Raw genomic sequence first — 22,084 nt, forward strand, 5'->3', positions numbered from 1 at the left:
GTCGGCGTTCCCGCCGGGATAGGAGAGTCTCGTGACCATATCGATGTACGAAGCGTCCGTGCCGGTGTTTTCGGCCAGGTTGAAGGCGCTATCCGACGTGCTGAACATCGCCGAGCAGAATGCGCTCGACCGCAAGATCGATCCGCAGGTGTTTTTGACGTCGAGGCTGGCGCCGGACATGTATGCGTTGACCAGACAGGTGCAGATCGCCACCGACCACGCCAAGGGCGCGCCGTCGCGGCTTGCCGGTCGCGAGGTGCCGAAATACGAAGACAACGAGGCGAGCTTTGCCGATCTCCAGGCGCGCATCGCCAAGACCGTCGACCTTCTGGCGACATTCGCGGCTGCCGATATGGACGGCTCCGATGACAGAATGATCGAGCTGAAGCTTGGCCAGCGCGAATTCTCGATGGCCGGCATGCAGTATCTGCTGCATCTCGCCATGCCCAATTTCTATTTCCACGTGACCACGGCCTACGACATCCTGCGCCACAATGGCGTGCCGCTGAGCAAGGCGATTTTCATGGGATCGCGTTGAAGAATGGCGAGGAGATATCCCGGTCGAGCCGGGATATCCGTGACTAACGTGAGGACATTTCGCGGGCGACGCGCGGAAAATCGGCCGGTTTGATGCCGATGTCGGCACGGTCGGCATTGCTCATCGAATGAAGCAGCGCCAGAGCCGCGCGGTAGCGCAGATGTTCCTGCGGACGCGGACGGGCGAACATTTCAGTGAGGAAACCCATGATTCAAGCCCCTGGTTGGTCCTCCCAAGCCCCAATATAGGCAAACCGTGACAATTGTGCAGTGCAGCATTAGCATGGCAGCCATGCCGCACTGATTTTTTGACGTCGCCGAGCGCCCCTGCTTCGGCCTCTCGAAAAAGTCGCTGGCCACTGGCCGGAGGGTTGGAGACAGCCGGTGCATTCCTGTATGCTGCGGCTTCCTTCCCGCGCAGCCGCGCAAAAGAGTTCCCGCCGGAGAAATTACCATGCAAAAACGCCGCCTGGGTCGGACCGATCTTCTTGTTTCCCAGATTTGCCTGGGATCGATGACCTGGGGCCAGCAGAACACCCAAGCGGATGGCCACGCCCAAATGGATCTGGCATTTTCGCGCGGCGTCAACTTCATCGACACCGCCGAGCTCTACCCGATCCCGCCCAAGGCGGAGACGCAAGGCTGGACCGAGAAGATCATCGGCAGCTGGATGAAAGCGAAGGGTAACCGCGATCAAGTGATCATCGCCTCGAAGGTGGTTGGCCGCACCGGCAACACATGGTTTCGCGGCAACCGCCCGTCGAAGCTGGTGCGCGCCGACATCTTCGATGCCGTCGAAAAATCGCTGACCAGGCTCAACACCGATTATCTCGACCTTTACCAGATCCATTGGCCGGAACGGGACGTGCCATGGGGCGCCAATCCGAACCGCGTCGGTGCCGTGCCGCTGCGGACAGATTCCGCCGGTGCACCGGGCGGCGAGACGCCGATCACCGAAACGCTCGCCGTCTTCGACGAATTGGTGAAGGCCGGAAAAATCCGCCATTTCGGCCTGTCGAACGAGAGTTCCTGGGGCGTCATGCGGTTTATCGGCGAAGCCGACAAAGGCGTCGGCCCGCGCCTGGCGTCGCTGCAGAACGCCTATAATTTCGTCAACCGCGGCTTCGAGGTGAACCTTGCCGAGGTCTGCGAGCGCGAACAGGTTTCCCTGCTCGCCTATTCGCCGCTGGCGCAAGGCTACCTGACCGGCAAATACGATCATGGCGCGCGGCCGCAAGGCTCGCGTTCTCAGCTTTTCAACCGTGGCCAGCGCTACGAGACGCCCAATGCCGCGGAGGCGCAGCTCCAGTATAACGAACTGGCGCGCTCTTTCGGCATGGAGCCGGCATTGTTTGCCAGCGCTTATGTCACGAGCCGGCCCTTCGTCACTTCGAGCATCATCGGCGCGACGACCCTTCCGCAGCTCGAAATGGCGCTGTCTTCCGCTGATGTCGTCTGGACCGAGGATATGCAGAAGGCGGTCGATGCAATCCACCAGCGTGTCGGCAACCCGTGTCCGTGAGCTGCTTTCCGGCTCTGTAGGTGTGACTGCCAAACGATTTCAGTAGGGAGGGGGAAAAGTGAATTTTCCGATTGAGGTCGTGCGCGAGAAATTTCCGGCACTGTCGCTGACCGACAAGGGCCGTCGCCGCATCTATCTCGACAACCCTGCCGGCACGCAGGTGCCGCAGGCGGTCGCAGACGCGGTGTCACGTTGCCTGCTGACAACAAACGCCAATCTCGGCGGCTTCTTCGAAACCACGATCGCGGCGCAACAGATCGTCGATGACGCCCATGCGGCGATGGCCGATTTCCTCGGTGCTGCAAGCCCGCAGGAAATCATCATCGGCGCCAACATGACGACGCTGACTTACCACATGTCGCGCACCCTCGGCCGCACGATGAAACCCGGTGACGAGATCATCCTCACCCGTATGGACCACGAGGGCAACGTTTCGCCGTGGCTGCAGCTCGCCGAAGATCTTGGCCTTGTCGTGCGCTGGCTGGCTTTCGATGAGCAGAGCTGGCAGATCGAGGAGGCGGCGCTTGCTGCGCTGCTCACCGACAGGACGCGGCTTGTCGCCTTGAACTACGCCAGCAATCTGACCGGCTCGGTCAACCGGGTGAAGGCGCTGACCGGCATCGCCAAGCAGGCTGGCGCGCTGGTCTATGTCGACGCCGTGCAGTTCGCGCCGCACGGCCTGATCGACGTCAGGGACCTCGGCTGCGATTTCCTGGTCTGTTCGGCCTATAAATTCTTCGGGCCGCATTTGGGCATAGTGTGGGGCAGGCTGGATGTCATCGACGCGCTGACACCGTACAAATGCCGCTGTTCGTCCAACGCTCTGCCGGAGCGGTTCGAACTCGGCACGCCGCAGATCGAGCTGATGGCCGGCCTGAGCGCCGCGGTCGATTATTTTGCGGAACTGGGCGCCGCTGCCGGTGAGGATGGTTCGCGACGTGCCAGGATAGGCAAGGCGTTTGAAAGTTCAATTGCTTACGAGAACAGGCTGACGCAAAGATTGATCGACGGCCTGTCGGCCATTTCAGGCCTGACCATCCACGGCATCACCGATCCGGCGCGTGTCGGCGAGCGCGTGCCGACGGTCTCGTTCACTGTCGACGGCATCGTGCCGGGGACGATCGTGCGGCAGATGAATGCGGAAAACATCTTCCTGTGGTCCGGCCACAACTACGCCTGGGAGATCGTCCACCAGCTTGGCATTCCGGCCGAGCAGGGTGTCGTGCGCATCGGCATCGCCCATTACAACACGGCGGCCGAGATCGATGAAACGCTGGAGAGCGTGCACCGCGTATCGCGATGCTGCGACAGGAGCGATCCTGACGCGGCATCCGGCTGATGTTAGCGTTTCTTGCCGCCGCCGAACCCGGTGAGGAAGGCAGTAAGATTGTCGCCGAGTTCGTCGCAGAGATAGCCGCCTTCCTGGACGATGACCGTCGGCAGGCCACAACCGGCGATGGCTTCGCCGATGCGCGAGAAGCCTGGCGTCGTCACCGACAGACCGCCGAACGGATCGCCTTCGAAGGCGTCGAGGCCGAGCGCCACCACAAGCGCTTCCGGTGCAAAGGCGCGGATGCGCTGGAACGCCACGTCGAGTGCTTCGAGGAACGCGGCATCGCCGGATTTGCGCGCCAGCGGCAGGTTAAGATTGTAGCCGAGACCAGGCCCTTCGCCGCGTTCGTCGGCATGACCCCAGAAGAACGGATAGAAGCGCACCGGATCGGCATGCAGCGAGACGGTGAGCACGTCCGGCCGGGCATAGAAAATGCCTTGCGTGCCGTTGCCGTGATGCAGGTCGACGTCGAGGATCGCCACCCGCGCAGCTTGCCTGCGCAGCACCTGCGTCGCGACCGCCGAATTGTTGATGAAGCAGAAGCCGCCGGCGACGTCGGCAAAGGCGTGATGGCCGGGCGGACGGCACAGCGCATAGGCAGCCGGCGCGCCCGCCATTACCGCGTCGGCGGCCTCGACCGCGCTCCAGGCGCTCCACAGCGCGCTCCGCCAGGTCTCGCCGGAGATCGGGCAAGCGGTATCGGCCATGTGGTAGCCGGCCTGGCCGACCGCCGAGGCCGGATAAGAGCCGCCCCGCGCGATCGGATGGATGTTGGGGATCACTTCGGCCGAAGCGCCTTCGATTCGCTGCCAGCGCGCGAAGATGTGCTCGAGAAAATCGAGATATTCGGGCGTATGCACAGCGGCAACCGGACCAAGCCCGTGATCTCTCGGCCGTTCGATCGTGCAGCCGGCAGCCTCGGCGCCGGCGAGCAGCCGTTCGACGCGCTCCGGCTTTTCCGGATTGGGCTTTTGGGCGCCGCTGGAGAGGAACGCCTTGGGATCGTGGCGCTTCTGCTCTTCGGCATAAAAGGCTTTCATGATTTCCCTCATTCCTCTGGTGCATCGGCGAAGGCAAAGAACGCGTCGCCGACGATCTTCTGCACCTGCTCGTAGCTCGACCAGGCAATGCCCAGCCTTTCGTAAAAGGCCTTGGCGGTTTCATTATCGCTGTCGACGGACAGTCTGAGATAGGCGCCGCCGTCCTTCCGGCATTCTCGGGCGACACGCCGCAGCAGGCGTTCGCCGATCCTGCGGCCGCGAAACCGATCTTCGACATAGAGATCCTGCACATAGACGCCGGGCCGCCCCATCCAGGTCGAGAAGATCGGGAAATGCAGGCAGAGGCCGGCAAACTCGCCGTCGACTTCGGCGATCAGAGTCGAGAAGGCAGGTTTTTCGCCAAAGCCACAGGTGCGCAGGTCTTCGGGCGTAGAAGTGATTTCCTGGTGTGCGCCGGTATGCGCGCCAAGCCGCAGGATCGCGGCATGGATGATTTCGACGTCCTCGATGGTGCCGGGCCGGATGATGATTTTGGGCAAATCGGCAGTCACTGGAGGTTCGGCGCCCAGGCACCCCCCTCTGGCCTGCCGGCCATCTCCCCCTCAAGGGGGGAGATTGGCAGCTTCGGTCTTGTCGCCAATACTGCAACGTCGGTAATTGGCGAAAGCCGCAGTGATGTCCAATCTCCCCCCTTGAGGGGGAGATGTCCGGCAGGACAGAGGGGGGTGGGACGGAACGCAAGCATCTCAGGCCATAACCATCTCAGAACGCCACCCGGTCACCGCCCTTGAGCGCCAGCATCTCGCGCGCCTCGGTGGGCGTGGCGACGTCCAGCGACAGCCCGTCGAGCACGCTGCGGATGCGGCGCACCTGGTCGGCATTGGACTTTGCCAGCTGGCGGCCGTCGTAAAGGCTGTCCTCCAGCCCGACGCGGACATTGCCGCCCATCGCCGCCGCAATCGCAATCATCGGCATCTGGTGGCGCCCGGCGGCCAGCACCGAAAACTGGTAGCTGTCGCCGAACAGTTTGTCGGCGATGCGCTTCATATGGACCAGATTGTCGGGATCGGCGCCGATACCGCCGAGAATGCCGAACACGAACTGGATGAACAGAGGTCCCGACACCAGACCTCGATCGCGAAAATGCGCCAGTGAATAGAGGTGGCCGACATCGTAGCATTCAAATTCGAAGCGTGTGCCGCAGCCCTTTCCAAGTCTTTCGAGCACGGTCTCCATATCGGCAAAGGTGTTTTTGAAGATCGTGTCGCGGGTCGCTTCCAGCAGTTTCGGCTCCCACTCGTGCTGCCACTCCCTTGACCGGTCGAGCATCGGGAACAGCGCGAAATTCATCGAGCCCATGTTGAGCGAGCACATTTCGGGCTCGGCCCTGAGCGGTGCGGCCAGCCGCTGGTCGAGCGTCATCAGCGAGGAGCCGCCGGTGGTGATGTTGATCACCGCTGATGTCGCCTGCTTGATGCGCGGCAGGAAATGCATGAACACATCAGGATCGGCGGTCGGCCGCCCGTCCTTCGGATCACGGGCGTGAAGATGCAGGATCGAGGCGCCGGCTTCGGCAGCCGCGATCGCCTCTGCGGCGATCTGGTCCGGCGTCACCGGCAGATGCGGCGACATCGACGGCGTGTGCACCGACCCGGTGACGGCGCAGGTGATGATGACTTTTCGCGGCGCCATGGCTCAGCCTTCGACCGGCAGGTCGAGTTCGCCGGCCAGCACCTGCAGCGAGTCACCGATGATGGCGACGATCTCGCCGATCTGCTCGGCCGTGACGATCATCGGCGGCGCCACCATGAAATTGTCGCCGTCGACCCCGCCCTTGACCTTTCGCCCATAGATGATCAGGCCGCGCTCATAGGCGAGGTCGAGCAGGCGCTGGGTGGCCTTCTTCGCCGGTGCGATCGGCCGCAGCGTATCGGGGTCGGCGACCATCTCGGCGCCTAGCAGCAGTCCCTTGCCGCGCACGTCGGCGACGAACGGAAACCGCTTGGCCAGGCCCTTCAACTCAGCCATCAAAAGATCGCCCATGCCAGCCGCATTGGCGATCAGGTCGAGACGGTCCATTTCGCCAAGCACGGCGAGCCCGGCGGCGCAGGCGAGCGGATTGCCGGCATAGGTATGGCCATGCTGGAAGCCGCCGGAGGCGAGCAGCGGCTGCACCAGCCGGATGGATGCCGCCAGCGCGCCGAGCGGCGCATAGCCCGAGCCCAGCCCCTTCGACAGCGCGACGATGTCGGGCTTGCAGTCAAAATGGTCGCCGCCGAGGAATTTGCCGGTGCGGCCCGCACCGCTCATCACTTCGTCATGGATGAGCAGGATGCCGTAGCGGTCGCAGATTTCGCGGATGCGCGGATAATAGCTGTCCGGCGCCACCAGCGCGGCGGTGGCAGCGCCGCCGACCGGCTCCATGATGAAGGCGAGCACGCTTTGCGGCCCCTCGGCGAGGATCTTCTCCTCCAGCATGTCGGCGTAGCGGACGCCGCGCTGTTCCATCGAGAGATTGTCGCGGTCGCGCCAGGCGGCCGGCGCCGGCACGGTCGGCATGACCTGCATCATCGGCGCAAAGGTTTCGGCCAGCGCATCGTCGCCGGTGACGGCGAGCGCCCCGAGCGTGCCGCCATGATAGGAGGGAAAGCGCGTGATCACCTTCCAGCGGCTGGCCTGTCCGGTGGCGACAGCCCATTGCCGCGCCAGCTTGACGCAGGATTCCGTCGCTTCCGAACCGCCCGAGACAAAGAAGATGCGGTCCAGGCCTTCGGGCAGTTTTCCGGCCAATTCCCGTGCCAGGTCCTCGGCCGGCTCGTTCTCGAAATGCAGCCGGTAGGCGAAGGTGGCGCGATCCATCTGCCGCTTCATCGCTTCGAGCACGTTGCGGTTGGAATGACCGATATTGGCGACCATCGGTCCGCTCGACCCGTCGATGAAGCGACGGCCGTCCTGCGTCCAGATGTAGATGCCTTCGGCGCGGTCGACCAGCGGCCGGCGCAGGCTGGACAGATAGAACAGATGCGACGGCAGGCGCGTCTCGGTATCCGGGGCAGGGGTCTGGGACTTCAGCATGTCAGGACCTTTCCGAGATAGCGGTCGAGTACATTCCTGGTGACGCGCTCGACCATCGCGTCCTGCCTTAGCAGGCCGGCGACCCATTCGCAGCTTCCGGCGTGGAACACCTCGCCCTTGCCGCGCCGGAAATTGACGATCATGCCGTTGCCGCGCTTGACCTTGTCGAGATTGGCGTCGCTCGCCTCGCCGAACAGCGTTTCGGCGGTGAAGCGTCCATCCTCGTCGCCGAGAAACTGGTGTTCGAACGGGATGTCGGCGCTCTCCTCGACTTGCGCAGCCATGCCGACCGCAAGGATTTCCAGCCCATCCGGCGCGCCGCTGTCGGGCGTCGGGTAGGGCAAGCCGCCGTGGATCTCGTGGTCGAGCCCGTCGACCTCGTAGCCATAGACATGGCTGTCGGCGCCGAGCAGGTCGCCGTAATAGATGCCTGTGCCGGCGAACGCCCAATGCTCAGGCCGGTAGACCGGAAAGCCGCGCACGCCGCGCGGCGCGCAACCGCCCCAGCCGGCGTAGATGCCCCTGGTCGCATTGAGCCCGAAGGTCGTCGCACCCGGCCGGCCGATTTCCGGTGCTTCCCAGGAGTTGGTGGCGCGGGTCACGTCGCCGCCGCGATAGACCGGATCCTCGGCGCGGGCGCGGTATTTGTAGCAGACCTGACGGCGGCCCTCGTCCTCCAGTCTGGTCTGCCACATGAAATTGCCGGCGAAGCGCGCCGCATGGCCGCCGCGCTCGACATAGGCGTCGACAGCGTCGCGCATCTCCCAGGTCCAGTATTCGTCATGGCCGACGAAGACGACGCAGTCATAGCCGTCGAGGATTTCGGGCGAGAAATGCAATTCGTGCTGGCTGGCAAGGTCGACCGCATAGGCGGCACGCTCTGCAAAACGAAAGAAGTGGCTGTCATAGCTTGCCCAGCCCGACGAGGCGTATTTCTTCGAATGGCCGGTGGCGAAGGCCCATTCCATATGCGGATAGCGCGGCACGGTTTTGGGCGCCACGGCGACCTCGAGCGGCACGCGCGGCGCCTCCTTCGGCAGGACAACAAAGCCGCGGCACCATGGCCGCTGCGTCGACACCATTGGGGCATACTGGTCGCGGTTCGGGCCGGTGATGCCTTCGTAATGATTGGAGCCGCCCCAGGTGTTGTAGGCAAGCCAGGTGCCGGTGGCGGCGACCTGCAGCACACGACCCCGTTTCTTGCCGGGCTGCGGGGTAACGATGAAAAGATGGTGGCAGCGGACCGGCTTGCCATCGCGGCCATCCGCCGTCAGCATGACGCGATAGGCCCCGGACGGCCAGTCGTCGCCGACGCGGAATTCAAACGACGCGTCCCAGCTGCAGCCTAGGACCGAACATTGGTCGGGTGTATCCTGCCAGCGTGCCGCGATCCCGGCCTTCTCGAACATTTTCGTCTCGATGCCGCCGTCGCGGACGATCGCCATGCTGAAGCTGGAGGCCGTCGAGCTGACATGCAGCGTCACCGTCTCGCCCCGACGGTATGAGAAACGGTCGCTGTAGCACCAGATCTCGCCATGTTCGCCGTCCATGCCCGGCCACTCCCAGTAGTGGCCGCGCACCGCTTGCCGGCGCTGGTGGGGCGTCAGTCCGAAATCGGGGAATTCGGTCGGCAAGTCAGTCATGGCTACCGGCATGATCGAAGATCGCCATTTCGGCCATCTGCTCGGCAAGCGTCAATCGGAAACGATCGGGCCAGCGATAGCTGACAGCCGGCCTTGGCCTTGCCTGTCAAACCGACTATCTCTCAAAAGGCGGCCTTTTCCGCCGCGGGAGCCGACATGCTGAGAGTGCAAAAGGTCAGGGTGGACGACATCTACGTGCCGACCGCGCGCAGGAAGACGCTGCATCCCGAGACCGTTCGGCATCTGGCCGAGGACATTCTGGAAAACGGCATGAAGACGCCGATCCAGGTGCGCCACGACGGCAAGCGCCATATCCTGGTTGAAGGCCTGCACCGGCTGGAAGCGGCAAAGTGGCTCGGCGAGACCGAGATCGACGCCTATCTGGTGCAAGCCAAGCGCCACTAGGTTTACGCGGCCGCCCGCCTAAATCGGTCTAGCGAGATTTTTCGCGAGACCGTGTCGGGCTGCGCGTTGCCCGCTCGTCCTTGAGACGGAAACCGGCATTCAAGCAACCCTTTTGCAAGCAAGTGAGGAGACCATCATGACGACCAAGCTCGACATCGCCCCCAGCTCCGACCGTGAACTGGTTCTCGCCCGCATCATCGACGCGCCGCGCGAGAACGTCTATCGCTGCTGGACCGAGCCGAAGCTCGTGACGCAATGGTTCGCGCCAAAGCCGTGGACGACGCCGCGCGCCGAAATGGACGTACGCACCGGCGGCTCCAGCCTGGTTGTGATGGCCGGTCCCGACGGCAACGAATTCCCGAAGCCCGGGGTCTTCCTCGAAGTCGTGCCGGGCAAAAAGATCGTTCTCACCGACGCCTACACAAAGGCCTGGGAGCCGTCCGAAAAGCCGTTCATGACGGTCGTGCTGACCTTTGAGGATGAGGGCGAGGGCAAGACCCGCTACATCGCCCGGGTTGCGCATTGGTCGGTCCCTGACCGCGAAGAGCACGAGAAGATGGGCTTTCACGAGGGCTGGGGCCAGTGCGCCGACCAGCTCGAAGAAGTCGCCAGGCGGCTTTGATATCGGCGGGACGCAAGGAGACCGACATGTCCCGATCGATGTTTTTCGCCATTTTCGCCTCGGCCGCGGCGCTCTTCGCCGCGCCGGGCGCCAGCAATGCCGAGGACGTAAAGCCGTCCATGACCAGCGAAACGAAAGCCATGCCCAAGCCGGCGAAATCCGGCCTGCTGCCGATCAACGGCCTGAATTATTATTACGCCGTCTATGGCCGGGGCGAGCCGCTGCTTCTGCTGCATGGTGGTCTCGGCACCACAGACATGTTCGCGCCGATCCTGCCGAAGCTTGCCGAAAGCCGCACCGTCATCGGCGTCGACCTGCATGGTCACGGCCGCACCGCGCTCGGCGATCGGCCGTTGAGCCTTGAGGCGATGGGCGACGACATGGCGGCGATCGTCAAGGCGCTCGGCTACGACAAAGTCGACGTCATGGGTTACTCGCTGGGCGGCGGCGTCGCCTTCCGCATGGCCGTCCAGCATCCCGAGACAGTGCGCCGGCTGGTGCTGGTCTCGACCGGCTATGCCTCGGACGGCTTCTATGCCGACATGCGTACTCAGCAGGCACAGGTCGGCGCGGCGATGGCCGACATGATGAAGGACACGCCGATGTACAAATCCTACGTGGCGGTCGCGCCGCACCCGCAGGATTTTCCAAAACTGCTCGACCAGCTGGGCACCCATATGCGCAAGGACTACGACTACTCCGCCGACGTGGCGAAGCTGAAGATGCCGGTCATGCTGATATTTGGCGACAGCGACATGTACCGGCCCGAGCATGAGATCAAGTTCTATCAGATGCTCGGCGGCGGGTTGAAGGACGCCGGCTGGATGCGCGAGAACCTGTCGCAGAACCGCTTGGCCATCCTGCCGAACCGCACCCACTACGACGTGTTTTTCGCGCCGGAACTGGTGGCCGCCGCACTGCCCTTCCTCAATGACGAGACCAAGGTCAAGACCTGGGACGAGGTCATCAGCGAAACGGAATAACCACCTGACAACGGCCTGTCCGGCCCATATCCCGCGAGATGGCCGGCGACGCTCGTTGCGCATCGCGCCTGATCGTACATTCGGCCTGCCGCATCACGCCAACAGATGGCGCCATCAAAGCTTTTCAATTGACGCTCCTATCCCGGCAGCTACCTTCCTGCCAATCTTCAGAAAGACGGGCTAAGGCAATGGCGAGATATCAGGGTGGCTGCCTGTGCGGGGCAGTGCGCTACCGCACTGAGGCCGCGCCGATCAACGAGCGCGTCTGCCATTGCCGGCTTTGCCAGAAGGCGCTGGGCGCGGCCTTCAACGCCCGCGTGCTGTTCCGTATCGACGATGTGACCATTGACGGGCCGGTGGCGACGGTGAATTCCTCGCCCGATCTCAAGCGCGGCTTCTGCCCGGGCTGCGGCACGACGATGTTTTCCCGGCGCGACTCCGCCGGCATCATCGGCATCACCTCCGGCTCGCTCGACGATCCTTCCATGTTCAAACCGCAGATGCATATCTGGACCGCCTCGAAGCAGCCTTGGGTGCAACTCGACGACGAACTGCCGCAATATGAAGGCGCCCCCCCGCCCAACTGAGGCGCAGGGCGTGCCCAAATTTTTTTCGTCCGGGACACGAGATAGTCGGCAAAGCGTCATTGGCGAGCCATCATTGCCGCCTATCTATTGCCTGCGGGTCGGCAGTCGAAGGAGGCGACGGATGAATGACAGAATTAACACCCTGGATGAGCTTTTGAGCGATCCGATGGTCAAGCTGGTGATGGAGCGTGACCGCGTGCAGCCGGCCGAGCTTCGCTCGCTGCTTGAAGAAAAGGTTCGCCGGGATGACGATGCGTCGGTCAATCCCGTCACCGATCGCCCAAACTCCAATCGCCTTGGCACCGACCGCTCCGTCCCGCCCGCTCATATGGTAGCCGAGAGCTGCCACAAGCTATGGTTGTGCGGCTAAGCAGCGGCCTGTAGGCGTCGGCGATCCTTCGCGCGCCTTCGGTCCTGCGGCGTTTCCAGGCTCTCACCGCTACGGTGATAGAGCGAGCGCCTTACCCAGCCCCTCTGCCCTAACAATTTGATTCAAACTTTGTTGGTAATTTCTTGTTAGTAATCCGGACTGGTTTGTCCGGCGGCGTTGTCTTGCCCTCGGTCTGTTGTGTTCTGCGTACAGGTCCAGATGCGGTTATCAGGCGTCGTCATCTTCTCGATCGCGTCACTTTGCCTTGCCGGCTGCACGTCCACGTCCGGCGTCGACGCGCTGCAAGTGCCGTCCAGCGAGACGACCAGTTCGGTTGTGCGGCCGGTGGCGTCGGTCGGCGCTGCCGATGTCGAACCCGACTTCGTGCAGGAGGAGGCGACGGAGCAGACTGTGGCGATGGCCACTCCGGAGCCTGCCGAAAGCATCGAGCCACCCCTCGAGCCGATTGCCCTGGTGGCGCCGAAGCGGCTGGCACGGGCAGCACCGATGCTCGCCGAGCCGGTCCAGCGCTATCGTTTCCGCGACGCCAAGCCGATCAATTTCGGCAGGGCATCGCCCAGGCACCTCGCCGTTCACGGCGTCGACGTCTCGCGCTGGCAAGGCAACGTGAACTGGGCGAAGCTGCGCGCGCAGGGCGCGAACTTCGCCTACATCAAGGCGACCGACGGCGGCGATCACCTCGACCCGATGTTCAGGAAGAACTGGCGCAATGCCGACGCCGCCGGCCTCAAGCGCGGCGCCTATCACTTCTTCTACTGGTGCCGCACCGCTAGTGAGCAGGCTGACTGGTTCATCCGCAACGTGCCGAGGGTCGAGGGCGCCTTGCCGCCGGTGATCGATGTCGAGTGGAACGGCGAATCCAGCTGCAAGCGGCGGCCGTCGCGGCAAAAGGTGCTGGAGAAGATGCAGGTCTTCATGGACAAGCTCGAGCGCCACTACGGCCAGCGGCCCATCATCTACACCGCGCCTGATTTCTACCGCGACAATCTCAAAGGCGCATTTCTGGACTATCCATTCTGGCTGCGCGCGGTGGCACAGCACCCGTCAAAGGTCTATCCCGGCCGCAAATGGGTGTTCTGGCAGTATTCCGGCTCCGGCCTGTCGCATGGGGTGAGGGGCCGCATCGACCTCAACGTCTTCCACGGCGACGAGAGAGCCTGGCGGAACTGGGCTGGCGGGCGGCAGATGGTGGCCGAGGCGGAGTAGGCGGCCGAGGAAAGCGCCCATTCGCAGGCCAGCATGAGGTGAATATTGACGGACCTGGCCGCCTGTCGCGGAAGTGTCATCGATCCGTCATCGCATTGAAATGTCGTTCCCGCAATCAGGTGGCTTCCATTCGAACAGGAGACGCCACCCGTGCCCCGCCATTCCGCGCTTTTCGTCCTGACGGCAGCGCTTGCTGCCTCGGTTTCGCTGCCGGCCCATGCCGACATGATGTTCAACCGGGTCGCGAGCTTCGCAGTCGCCGGTAACCTGCCGGGAATCGTCGAGAACACCACGCCGACTTCGTCCGAGATCATCACGGTGAGCGAAGACGGCATGACGCTGGTTTATTCCGATAGCCCGCTCGGTGCTGTCGGCTTCATCGACATCGCCGATCCCAAGGCGCCCAAGGCCGGCGGCATCGTCAAGATAGCAGGCGAGCCGACCTCGGTTGTGGTCATCGGCGGCAAGGTGCTGGCCGGCGTCAACACGTCGGAAAGCAAAGCCAGGCCTTCGGGCAACCTCACCGTTATCGACCTTGCCTCCAAGGCGATCGAAAGCACTTGCGACCTCGGCGGCCAACCGGACTCGCTGGCGTTCAGCAAGGACGGCAAGTTTTTGGCCATCGCCATCGAGAACGAGCGCGACGAGGATCTGAACGACGGAGAAATTCCGCAGATGCCGGCGGGCGACCTCAGGATTTTCACGCTTGCCGAAGGCCAGCCTGATTGCGCGACGATGAAGACCGTCAACCTGGCGGGCATTGCCGAAGTCGCTGGGGAAGATCCGGAGCCGGAATTCGTCGCCTTCAACGAGGCCGGCGAGATAGCGGTCACGCTGCAGGAAAACAACCACATCGCCATCGTCAACGCCGAAACCGTCGCAATCGTCACGCACTTTTCCGCAGGCTCTGCCACGCTGGACAAGATCGACACCAAGAAGAACGGTGCCTCGTCGTTCGATGGCAAGATCGAAAACGTCGCGCGCGAGCCCGACGCCGTGAAATGGCTCGACAACGACCGCCTCGTCGTTGCCAACGAAGGCGACTACAAGGGCGGCTCGCGCGGCTTCACGATCTTCAGCAAGAAGGGCGAGGTCCTCTACGAATCCGGTCCGTCGTTCGAGTACCAGGTCGCCAATGCCGGCCATTATCCCGACGACCGCAACAAGAAGGGCGTCGAGCCGGAAGGTCTCGAGACCGGCACGTTCGGCGAGGACAGGCTGATTTTCGTCGCTTCGGAGCGTGGCTCCGTTGTCGGCGTCTACAAGGACACGGGTGCGGAGCCAGGGTTCGTCCAGATCCTGCCGTCCGGCATCGGCCCCGAAGGCCTGGTCGCGATCCCGTCGCGCAATCTCTTGGTCACCGCCAACGAGGCAGACCTGGTCGAGGACGGGCTCGCCCGCTCGCACGTGATGATCTACGAGCGCTCCGAAGGCCCCGCCACTTACCCGATGATCACGGCAAAGCCCATGGCAGACGGCACGCCGCTCGGCTGGGGCGCGCTTTCGGCGCTCGCGGCCAGCGACGCTGCCGGCAAGCTGTTCGCTGCCTCGGACTCTTTCTACGCCAACGCGCCTTCGATCTTCGCGATCGATGCCACCCAGACGCCGGCGCTGATCAGCGGCAAGACCATCGTCACGCGTGATGGCCATCCTGCACAGAAGCTCGACATCGAGGGTCTTGTCGCCGACGGTGAAGGCGGCTTCTGGCTGGCCAATGAAGGCGATCCGGCAAAGCTCGTCCCGCACGCCATCCTGCGCGTCGACGACAAGGGCGTGATCAAGCAGGAAATCGGCTTCCCGACGGAACTGCTCGCCCACCAGAGCCGCTTCGGTCTCGAAGGCATCACCGCGATCGGCGAAGGCGACGACCTGACGCTGGTGATGGCTGTCCAGCGCGAATGGGCCGACGACCCCAAGGGCCAGGTCAAGCTCTTGGCCTACAAGCCCAAGGCCAAGGAATGGTCGGCGGTGCGCTACCCGCTCGAAGCGACCGAAGCTGGCTGGATGGGCCTGTCGGAGATCACCACGCATGACGGCAAGCTCTACATCCTCGAACGCGACAACCAGATCGGCGACCTGGCCAAGGTGAAGCGCATCTATTCGGTGGCGCTCGACGCCTTCAAACCGGCCAAGCTCGGTGGCGACCTGCCGTTGGTCGAAAAGACGCTGGTGCGCGACATCGTCGGCGACCTGAAATCAGCCAGCAACGGCTATGTCGCCGACAAGGTCGAAGGTTTCACCATCGACAAGAACGGCGACATCTTCGTCGCCACCGACAATGACGGCGTCGACGATTCTTCCGGCGAAACCCTGTTTTTACGCCTGGGCAACATCAGCGCCGTGAACTGAATGTTTCCCTCCCCCTTGAGGGAGGGTCGATCCGCGAAGCGGATCGGGGTGGGGTCGCTTCGGCTACGCGACTTTTCTCTGACGGGCAATTCGACCAACGACCGCAGCGTCTCTTCGCTGCGGCTGTTTTCGTTGACTACATGCGCGGCGCTTCCGCGAAAGCCAAGCCGCCAGCATGTCAGTCGCGCGGTGGTGGCACACCCGTCAAAAGTCTATCCCGGCCGCAAATGGGTGTTCTGGCAGTGTTCCGATTCTGACCTGTCGCACGGCGTGAAGGGCCGCATCGACGTCGACGTGTTCAACGACCACGAGGGCTTGGCGCTTTTGGGTCGGCGCACGGCAGATGGGGCCGACGCAGTAGGGGGTGCCTCCCTCAACAAGGAAAAAGGAAACGTTCTCACTCCGCCATTGGCAGTCTCGCGCGCGGGTAATGAGTAACTTCCTGCACCTGGACGGCAAGCAATATCATCGAACAATTGGGTCGAGGACTGATCCTGCAGACAGACCACGAAGCCTCTGGTAGAGGCCTGTGGCTTCACTTTCCGTAAGGCTGGAAATTAGATCCGCAACTGCGCGTGGGATGCCGACATCTGTTTGCTCAAACAGGTGCTGGAAGCGAACTGGGACAATGCTTTTCTTTTCGTCATTCATGAAATCTCGGAATAGGGATTCAATAATCAATTTTTGCCCATGTTGTTGCGCGGAGAGGGCAGGGTTCAAAATGAGATAGCTTCTTGTCATCTGCTTCAAAAGAATAACTTCGTCTACTTTTTCCTCGTCCAAATGAAGGCCATCACCTGAGTTCGTAGACAGAGATGTCGAGTTGATGTACCGGCCAATTAGCTGTGAAGTAAAAAATCTAAGCTGTTGGCGATGTTCTATTCTTCCGTCGTATGATTCCGTAAGAATATGCGGAGCCAGAGGTGCGGCAATTTCTTCGAAGATTCTTCCATATGCAAGTCTCAGGCGGCCTTCCGCGTCAGAAGGGGCATTGTGCCACCCTTCAGCCGCGGCTTTGACAAGAAATTCGCGACCATCTCTCGTTTTGAGAAACGTCCAAGGTATCAAGCGGCCGCGATGCAAATCTTCCATATCGTGAACAGAGTATGCAATATCGTCAGACCAGTCCATGATAGCGGCTTCGACAGTTTTTTCATTCCCGTATCCGCTCAATTTTCTAGCGAAATCGAAATCGTTCTTGTCTAATTGGTATGCCCCCCATTTTTTTGAACGGTCGGGGTTAGTCTTGTCACGAAGCCAAGGATATTTGCATGCAGCTGCCAGCGTGGCAGCTGTCAAGTCGAGCCCCGCCGCCTCTTCGAATCTTACACAAAGCTTTGTTACGACGCGAAAGGACTGCGCATTTCCTTCGAATCCATCATTGTCGTCAGCGCTTTGCACAAGGTGGTCAAGGGTTTTTTCCCCCAAGTGTCCAAATGGCGGGTGTCCTAAGTCATGTATCAGACATGCTGCTTCCACAACTTCGGCATCCAAACCTAGATCGGCCGCCTCGGTTGGCTGCCGTTCCAGCAACATCTCAGCAAGGCGCCTTCCAATTTGGGCGACTTTGAGGGTGTGGGAAAGGCGATTGTGAAATATGTCAACTTCGCCAGCGCGTACAATCTGTGTTACGCCACTCAAGCGTCGAAAGGCTGAGCTATATAGCACCCTATCGCGGTCACGTTGAAACGGTTGCCGCTGGTCTCGCTTTCCGAGTTGATGGCGTCTTTTTATGCGCGCGTTATTGAGCCACCTCGGCAACCGGCAAATCCCCCCGATCTGGCACCCGCAGTTTCATGTTGTCCAAAATCTCTACGTCACCGCGTTCGATCGCAACACGAAGCGCTTTCGCAATTGCCTCTCGTGAACCCTCAGAATCAAGCTTTTGCTGCACTTCACGTGCCGTTAAAAGCGATTCGGCGTGAACTATCAACTTGCTGATTTCTTGCACTAATTTCTGAACTTCCGTCGGGTCAACGTGCGTACTTTTGATCGCATACATCGTGATCTCCCTCAGTCTTGTATACCACAGATTACATGATTCCATGAATCTGTGACCTAATTCTTATGAAGTAGGATACCGAGGTGACGATATCAAATCGCGAATTGTCGCGCAAAAAGTTAAGGCCCGGATAGCACCGGGCCTTTGGCACATGAAGTCTATTTCAAGCGGCGTCCTCAACTGCACCCGCTCGTCGAGCCACAGGTGTCGCACTTTTCGCAGGTGCCGTTCCGCACCATCGTAAAATTGTGGCATTCCGAGCATTCGTTGCCGGTGTAGCCCTGCATCAAGGATTGCTGACGCCTTGTAGCGGCAAGCGCCTTGGCCTCGGCCGCTTCTTTTGCGGCATCGTCGGTGAACAACCCAGTCGGGTCGGTTGCCTCCTCGTAGACGATGTCCTCGACCAGTTCCTTCGCCCGCTCTTCGTAGTCTCGCTTATAGGCGATCGCTTCGTCGCTGGCCGGCTTCAGCGCCAGCACGTTGGAGCCTGAGAACGCCGTCGGCGCCGAGCGAGTGGGGACGGTAGCGGGAGAGGCACTTGAACCGCCAAAGCCCTTGGGGTCGGCACCCATGCCCGACACCAGCTTGACCGGCGAGACGCCGCGGGTCAGCCCCTTCGAGAACGGCGTCGCCTTGCCTTCGTTGATGCCGCGGCCGAGTGCGGTCTTGTCGAAGTCCGACTGGTCGACATGGGCGAGGTCGTGGCGGGCAAGATAGGACACGGCAAGCTCGCGGAACACGTAGTCGAGGATCGACGTGGCGTTCTTGATCGCGTCATTGCCCTGCACCATGCCGGCCGGCTCGAATTTGGTGAAGGTGAAGGCTTCGACATATTCCTCGAGCGGCACGCCATATTGCAGGCCGAGCGAGATGGCGATGGCGAAGTTGTTCATCATCGCCCGGAAGGCCGCACCTTCCTTGTGCATGTCGATGAAGATCTCGCCAAGGCGACCGTCGTCGAATTCGCCGGTGCGCAGATAGACCTTGTGGCCGCCGACGACCGCTTTCTGGGTATAGCCCTTGCGGCGGTTCGGCAGCTTTTCGCGGTCGCGATAAAGGCGTTCGACAACGCGTTCGACGATCTTTTCGGTCACCTGCACGGCGCGCTGTGAAGCAGGTGCTGCGATCAGCAGCTCGACGGCATCGTCCTCGTCGTCTTCGACGTCGGCAAGCAGCGAGGCATTGAGCGGCTGCGAGAGTTTCGAGCCGTCGCGATAGAGCGCGTTGGCCTTCAGCGCCAGCTTCCACGACAGCATGTAGGCGCCCTTGGCGTCTTCCACCGTCGCGTCGTTCGGCATGTTGATGGTCTTGGAAATGGCGCCGGAGATGAAGGGCTGGGCTGCCGCCATCATCTGGATGTGGCTGTTGATCGACAGTGAACGCTTGCCGATCTTGCCGCACGGGCTGGCGCAGTCGAACACCGGCAGATGCTGGTCTTTCAGAAATGGAGCTCCCTCGAGGGTCATCGCCCCGCAGACATGGATGTTGGCGGCCTCGATGTCCTTCTTCGAGAAGCCGAGCGCCGGCAGCATCTCGAACGAGAAATCGTTGAGCTGCTCGTCGGTGAAGCCAAACGTCTCCTTTACCCAGTCGGCACCCAGCGTCCACTGGTTGAAGACGAACTTGATGTCGAAGGCCGACTTCAACGCTGCGTTAAGCGCCGCGATCTTGTCGTCGGTAAAACCCTTGGCCCTAAGCGAGCCGGGGTTGATGGCAGGCGCCTGGTTGAGGTTGCCGTGGCCGACCGCATAGGCCTCGATCTCGGCGATCTGGCTTTCCGAATAGCCGAGCGTGCGCAGCGCTTCAGGGACGGCGCGGTTGATGATCTTGAAATAGCCGCCGCCGGCCAGCTTCTTGAATTTCACCAGTGCGAAATCGGGCTCGATGCCGGTGGTATCGCAATCCATGACCAGGCCGATCGTGCCGGTCGGCGCGATCACGGTCGCCTGCGCATTGCGGTAGCCATGCTCCTCGCCGAGCTCGATGGCGCGGTCCCAGGCAGCCTTGGCATGGGCGGCAAGCTCCGGCTGCTTCAGGTCGGAGGCGACCAGCGGCACCGGGTTGACGGCGAGTTTCTCGTAGCCGTCCTTGTCGCCATAGGCAGCGCGGCGATGGTTGCGCATGACGCGCAGCATGTTCTGGGCATTGCGGTCGTAGTCGGGGAAGGCGCCGAGCTCGGCGGCCATTTCGGCCGAGGTGGCATAGGCCGTGCCGGTCATGATTGCGGTGAGTGCTGCGCAGATGGCGCGGCCCTCGTCGGAATCATAGGGAATGCCTGATGTCATCAGCAGGCCGCCAATATTGGCGTAGCCGAGGCCGAGCGTGCGGTATTCGTAGGAGAGCTTGGCGATCTCCTTCGACGGGAACTGCGCCATCATGACGGAAATTTCCAGCACCATGGTCCACAGCCGAACCGTGTGCTCGTAGGCAGCGATGTCGATGGTGCCGTCGGCGTTGCGATAGGGCAGCAGGTTGATCGAGGCCAGGTTGCAGGCGGTGTCGTCGAGGAACATGTATTCCGAGCACGGGTTGGACGCCCGGATCGCACCGGCCGCGGCGCAGGTGTGCCAGTCGTTCATCGTCGTGTTGAAGTGCAGGCCCGGGTCGGCCGACGCCCAGGCGGCATAGCCGATCTTCTCCCACAGATCCCTGGCCTTCAGCGTCTTCATCACCTTGCCGTCCTTGCGGGCGGTGAGATGCCAGTCGCCGTCCTGCTCTACGGCGCGCAGGAAATCGTCCTTCAGCGAGACCGAATTGTTGGAGTTCTGACCCGAAACGGTGAGGTAGGCGTCCGAATCCCAGTCGGTGTCGTAGGTCTTGAACGACATCGAGGTGTAGCCCTGTCTGGCGAACTGGATGACGCGGTAGATATAGTTCTCCGGCACCCCGTCCTTCTTGGCCAGCTTGATCTCACGCTTCAGCGCGGTGTTGATCGCCGGGTCGAAGCAATCGTCGTCCTGGCCTTCGCAGTTGATGCAGGCCTTCATGATCGCTTCGAGGTGCTTCTTGACGATCTTCGAGCCGGTGACCAGCGAGGCGACCTTCTGCTCCTCATTGACCTTCCAGTCGATGAATTCCTCGATATCGGGATGGTCGGCGTCGACGATGACCATCTTTGCGGCGCGGCGCGTCGTGCCGCCCGACTTGATAGCGCCCGCCGCGCGGTCGCCGATCTTGAGGAAGCTCATCAGGCCGGACGAGCGGCCGCCGCCGGACAGTTTTTCGCCTTCGCCGCGCAGGAACGAGAAGTTGGAGCCGGTGCCGGAGCCGTATTTGAACAGGCGTGCTTCACGCACCCACAAATCCATGATGCCGCCTTCGTTGACGAGATCGTCCTGCACGCCCTGGATGAAGCAGGCATGCGGCTGCGGATGCTCGTAGGAAGACTTCGACTTGGTCAGCTTGCCGGTGAACGGGTCGACATAGAAGTGGCCCTGGCTCGGGCCGTCGATGCCGTAGGCCCAGTGCAGGCCGGTGTTGAACCATTGCGGCGAGTTCGGCGCAACGCGCTGGGTGGCCAGCATATAGGCGAGCTCGTCGCGGAAGGCGCGCGCGTCTTCCTCCGACTTGAAGTAGCCGCCCTTCCAGCCCCAATAGGTCCAGGTGCCGGCGAGGCGGTCGAAAACCTGGCGGGCGTCGATCTCGGAGCCGTAGCGCTCAGCCTCGGGCAGTTTTGCCAACTCGGCCTCGTCGGCGACGGAGCGCCACAGGAAGGAGGGGACGTCATTCTCCTCGACCTTCTTCAGCCGTGCCGGCACGCCGGCCTTGCGGAAATATTTCTGCGCCAGGATGTCGGCGGCAACCTGGCTGAACTGTGCCGGCACATCGATATTGTCCAAGCGGAACACCACCGAGCCATCCGGATTCTTGATCTCCGAAAGCGCCTTGCGGAATTCGATCTCCGCATAAGCAGACTGCCCTTGCTTGGTGAAACGACGCTCGATGCGCATTTGGTCCTATCCCTTTGTGTCTAGATATAGCGCCTTTCCCAGGGGATTTCTGCCCCCATTGCGAAACGCGCATGTCCGCCGTCTGCCGGCGTTCCAAAACGGCCGGCTCCTTTTCACGAGGCTCCGCCCGCCCTGCTGGTCGAACTCCTTGCGAAGTAGTCGTCCAACGCGCCGACGGACCCTGCGGGTCCCTCAAGACTGAAACTTTTTTGCGACTCCCTCAATCGAGGGAACTTCACACTATCTAGCGTCGAACCTACCTGCAAACACTAAATATAGTATTAACAGACAATTTATTCCAGTCCGACATTTTTCCCTTTCGTCCCCAAAAAACCCCACAATCCCGACGCCTCCGCCGGCCCCTAGCCAGGCGGAAATGCGGCCAAACGCACATAATCCGGGAAAAAAGACCGGGCTCAAAACTTTCCGGTCGCACTCTCAACAGGAGCGCATGACCTATAAAAGGCGACTCGTTTTG

At 61.9% G+C, this 22,084-nt stretch carries 18 protein-coding genes and 2 pseudogenes; 11 read left to right on the forward strand and 9 right to left on the reverse strand.

Annotated elements, in window-relative coordinates; all coding sequences use genetic code 11:
- Positions 1–31 precede the first annotated feature (31 nt).
- On the forward strand, positions 32–538 hold the full coding sequence (locus AC0L2C_RS23085) for a DUF1993 domain-containing protein (protein ID WP_287228949.1): 507 nt from the start codon (positions 32–34) through the stop codon (positions 536–538).
- A 43-nt stretch (positions 539–581) separates the two neighbouring features.
- Here the strand turns inward: AC0L2C_RS23085 and AC0L2C_RS23090 are convergent, their stop codons facing one another.
- Positions 582–746 carry a hypothetical protein gene (locus AC0L2C_RS23090; protein ID WP_023798224.1) on the reverse strand — a complete coding sequence of 55 codons (165 nt, stop codon included), beginning with the start codon at positions 744–746 and terminating at the stop codon, positions 582–584.
- Positions 747–991: 245 nt separating this feature from the next.
- Between AC0L2C_RS23090 and AC0L2C_RS23095 the strand changes: the two genes are divergently transcribed.
- Both AC0L2C_RS23095 and AC0L2C_RS23100 read left to right on the forward strand, forming a co-directional pair.
- Entirely contained in the window at positions 992–2,059 is a 1,068-nt protein-coding gene (locus AC0L2C_RS23095) for an aldo/keto reductase (protein WP_473524534.1), read from the forward strand.
- A gap of 58 nt (positions 2,060–2,117) precedes the next feature.
- A pseudogene (locus AC0L2C_RS23100) lies at positions 2,118–3,382 on the forward strand (cysteine desulfurase-like protein).
- A gap of 18 nt (positions 3,383–3,400) precedes the next feature.
- Here AC0L2C_RS23100 and AC0L2C_RS23105 read toward each other — a convergent pair.
- From AC0L2C_RS23105 to AC0L2C_RS23125, 5 genes are all read right to left on the reverse strand, one after another.
- On the reverse strand, positions 3,401–4,432 hold the full coding sequence (locus AC0L2C_RS23105; protein ID WP_473524535.1) for a histone deacetylase family protein: 1,032 nt from the start codon (positions 4,430–4,432) through the stop codon (positions 3,401–3,403).
- Positions 4,433–4,440: 8 nt separating this feature from the next.
- Complete coding sequence (locus AC0L2C_RS23110) at positions 4,441–4,944, reverse strand: GNAT family N-acetyltransferase (protein WP_287171901.1); 504 nt, start codon at positions 4,942–4,944, stop codon at positions 4,441–4,443.
- A 211-nt stretch (positions 4,945–5,155) separates the two neighbouring features.
- Positions 5,156–6,085, reverse strand: a complete 930-nt coding sequence (gene kce, locus AC0L2C_RS23115) for a 3,5-dioxohexanoate:acetyl-CoA acetone transferase (RefSeq protein WP_287228955.1) — start codon at positions 6,083–6,085, stop codon at positions 5,156–5,158.
- A gap of 3 nt (positions 6,086–6,088) precedes the next feature.
- Complete coding sequence (locus AC0L2C_RS23120; protein ID WP_473524536.1) at positions 6,089–7,468, reverse strand: aminotransferase family protein; 1,380 nt, start codon at positions 7,466–7,468, stop codon at positions 6,089–6,091.
- Complete coding sequence (locus AC0L2C_RS23125) at positions 7,462–9,111, reverse strand: N,N-dimethylformamidase beta subunit family domain-containing protein (RefSeq protein WP_473524537.1); 1,650 nt, start codon at positions 9,109–9,111, stop codon at positions 7,462–7,464. The genes AC0L2C_RS23120 and AC0L2C_RS23125 overlap by 7 nt, the downstream gene beginning before the upstream one ends.
- Positions 9,112–9,267: 156 nt before the next feature.
- Between AC0L2C_RS23125 and AC0L2C_RS23130 the strand changes: the two genes are divergently transcribed.
- The 8 genes and pseudogenes from AC0L2C_RS23130 to AC0L2C_RS23165 all read left to right on the forward strand — a co-directional run.
- A complete protein-coding gene (locus AC0L2C_RS23130; RefSeq protein WP_077371468.1) occupies positions 9,268–9,516 on the forward strand; it encodes a ParB N-terminal domain-containing protein in 249 nt (82 codons plus the stop codon).
- Positions 9,517–9,652: 136 nt separating this feature from the next.
- A complete protein-coding gene (locus AC0L2C_RS23135) occupies positions 9,653–10,138 on the forward strand; it encodes an SRPBCC family protein (protein ID WP_473524538.1) in 486 nt (161 codons plus the stop codon).
- 26 nt (positions 10,139–10,164) lie between these two features.
- A complete protein-coding gene (locus AC0L2C_RS23140) occupies positions 10,165–11,121 on the forward strand; it encodes an alpha/beta fold hydrolase (RefSeq protein ID WP_473524539.1) in 957 nt (318 codons plus the stop codon).
- A 188-nt stretch (positions 11,122–11,309) separates the two neighbouring features.
- Positions 11,310–11,708, forward strand: coding sequence for a GFA family protein (locus AC0L2C_RS23145; RefSeq protein WP_473524540.1), 399 nt, complete (start codon positions 11,310–11,312; stop codon positions 11,706–11,708).
- A gap of 121 nt (positions 11,709–11,829) precedes the next feature.
- On the forward strand, positions 11,830–12,078 hold the full coding sequence (locus AC0L2C_RS23150; RefSeq protein WP_473524541.1) for a hypothetical protein: 249 nt from the start codon (positions 11,830–11,832) through the stop codon (positions 12,076–12,078).
- A 219-nt stretch (positions 12,079–12,297) separates the two neighbouring features.
- Complete coding sequence (locus AC0L2C_RS23155) at positions 12,298–13,305, forward strand: glycoside hydrolase family 25 protein (RefSeq protein ID WP_473524542.1); 1,008 nt, start codon at positions 12,298–12,300, stop codon at positions 13,303–13,305.
- 150 nt (positions 13,306–13,455) lie between these two features.
- Positions 13,456–15,654 (forward strand): esterase-like activity of phytase family protein, encoded by a 2,199-nt coding sequence (locus AC0L2C_RS23160; protein WP_473524543.1) that lies wholly within the window; start codon positions 13,456–13,458, stop codon positions 15,652–15,654.
- Between the two features lie 183 nt (positions 15,655–15,837).
- Positions 15,838–16,015 (forward strand): annotated as a pseudogene (locus AC0L2C_RS23165) (glycoside hydrolase family 25 protein); the annotation flags it as partial.
- A gap of 104 nt (positions 16,016–16,119) precedes the next feature.
- Here the strand turns inward: AC0L2C_RS23165 and AC0L2C_RS23170 are convergent.
- The 3 genes from AC0L2C_RS23170 to AC0L2C_RS23180 form a co-directional block, all read right to left on the reverse strand.
- Positions 16,120–17,415: a deoxyguanosinetriphosphate triphosphohydrolase family protein gene (locus AC0L2C_RS23170; RefSeq protein WP_473524544.1), complete on the reverse strand. Its 1,296-nt coding sequence runs from the start codon at positions 17,413–17,415 to the stop codon at positions 16,120–16,122.
- Positions 17,396–17,656, reverse strand: coding sequence for a hypothetical protein (locus AC0L2C_RS23175; protein ID WP_473524545.1), 261 nt, complete (start codon positions 17,654–17,656; stop codon positions 17,396–17,398). Before AC0L2C_RS23175 ends, AC0L2C_RS23170 begins: the two co-directional genes overlap by 20 nt.
- Positions 17,657–17,832: 176 nt before the next feature.
- Entirely contained in the window at positions 17,833–21,606 is a 3,774-nt protein-coding gene (locus AC0L2C_RS23180; RefSeq protein ID WP_473524546.1) for a vitamin B12-dependent ribonucleotide reductase, read from the reverse strand.
- Positions 21,607–22,084: the final 478 nt, after the last annotated feature.

It is taken from the genome of Mesorhizobium sp. WSM4845 (genome assembly GCF_055811455.1).

What these genes read in the sequence shown, in the direction of transcription:
- AC0L2C_RS23125 (WP_473524537.1), bottom strand. Translation starts at nt 9,111, where the DNA reads ATGACTGACTTGCCGACCGAATTCCCCGATTTCGGACTGACGCCCCAC.
- AC0L2C_RS23135 (WP_473524538.1), top strand. Translation starts at nt 9,653, where the DNA reads ATGACGACCAAGCTCGACATCGCCCCCAGCTCCGACCGTGAACTGGTT.
- AC0L2C_RS23130 (WP_077371468.1), top strand. Translation starts at nt 9,268, where the DNA reads ATGCTGAGAGTGCAAAAGGTCAGGGTGGACGACATCTACGTGCCGACC.
- AC0L2C_RS23145 (WP_473524540.1), top strand. Translation starts at nt 11,310, where the DNA reads ATGGCGAGATATCAGGGTGGCTGCCTGTGCGGGGCAGTGCGCTACCGC.
- AC0L2C_RS23105 (WP_473524535.1), bottom strand. Translation starts at nt 4,432, where the DNA reads ATGAAAGCCTTTTATGCCGAAGAGCAGAAGCGCCACGATCCCAAGGCG.
- AC0L2C_RS23120 (WP_473524536.1), bottom strand. Translation starts at nt 7,468, where the DNA reads ATGCTGAAGTCCCAGACCCCTGCCCCGGATACCGAGACGCGCCTGCCG.
- kce (WP_287228955.1), bottom strand. Translation starts at nt 6,085, where the DNA reads ATGGCGCCGCGAAAAGTCATCATCACCTGCGCCGTCACCGGGTCGGTG.
- AC0L2C_RS23095 (WP_473524534.1), top strand. Translation starts at nt 992, where the DNA reads ATGCAAAAACGCCGCCTGGGTCGGACCGATCTTCTTGTTTCCCAGATT.
- AC0L2C_RS23180 (WP_473524546.1), bottom strand. Translation starts at nt 21,606, where the DNA reads ATGCGCATCGAGCGTCGTTTCACCAAGCAAGGGCAGTCTGCTTATGCG.
- AC0L2C_RS23155 (WP_473524542.1), top strand. Translation starts at nt 12,298, where the DNA reads ATGCGGTTATCAGGCGTCGTCATCTTCTCGATCGCGTCACTTTGCCTT.
- AC0L2C_RS23175 (WP_473524545.1), bottom strand. Translation starts at nt 17,656, where the DNA reads ATGTATGCGATCAAAAGTACGCACGTTGACCCGACGGAAGTTCAGAAA.
- AC0L2C_RS23140 (WP_473524539.1), top strand. Translation starts at nt 10,165, where the DNA reads ATGTCCCGATCGATGTTTTTCGCCATTTTCGCCTCGGCCGCGGCGCTC.
- AC0L2C_RS23150 (WP_473524541.1), top strand. Translation starts at nt 11,830, where the DNA reads ATGAATGACAGAATTAACACCCTGGATGAGCTTTTGAGCGATCCGATG.
- AC0L2C_RS23090 (WP_023798224.1), bottom strand. Translation starts at nt 746, where the DNA reads ATGGGTTTCCTCACTGAAATGTTCGCCCGTCCGCGTCCGCAGGAACAT.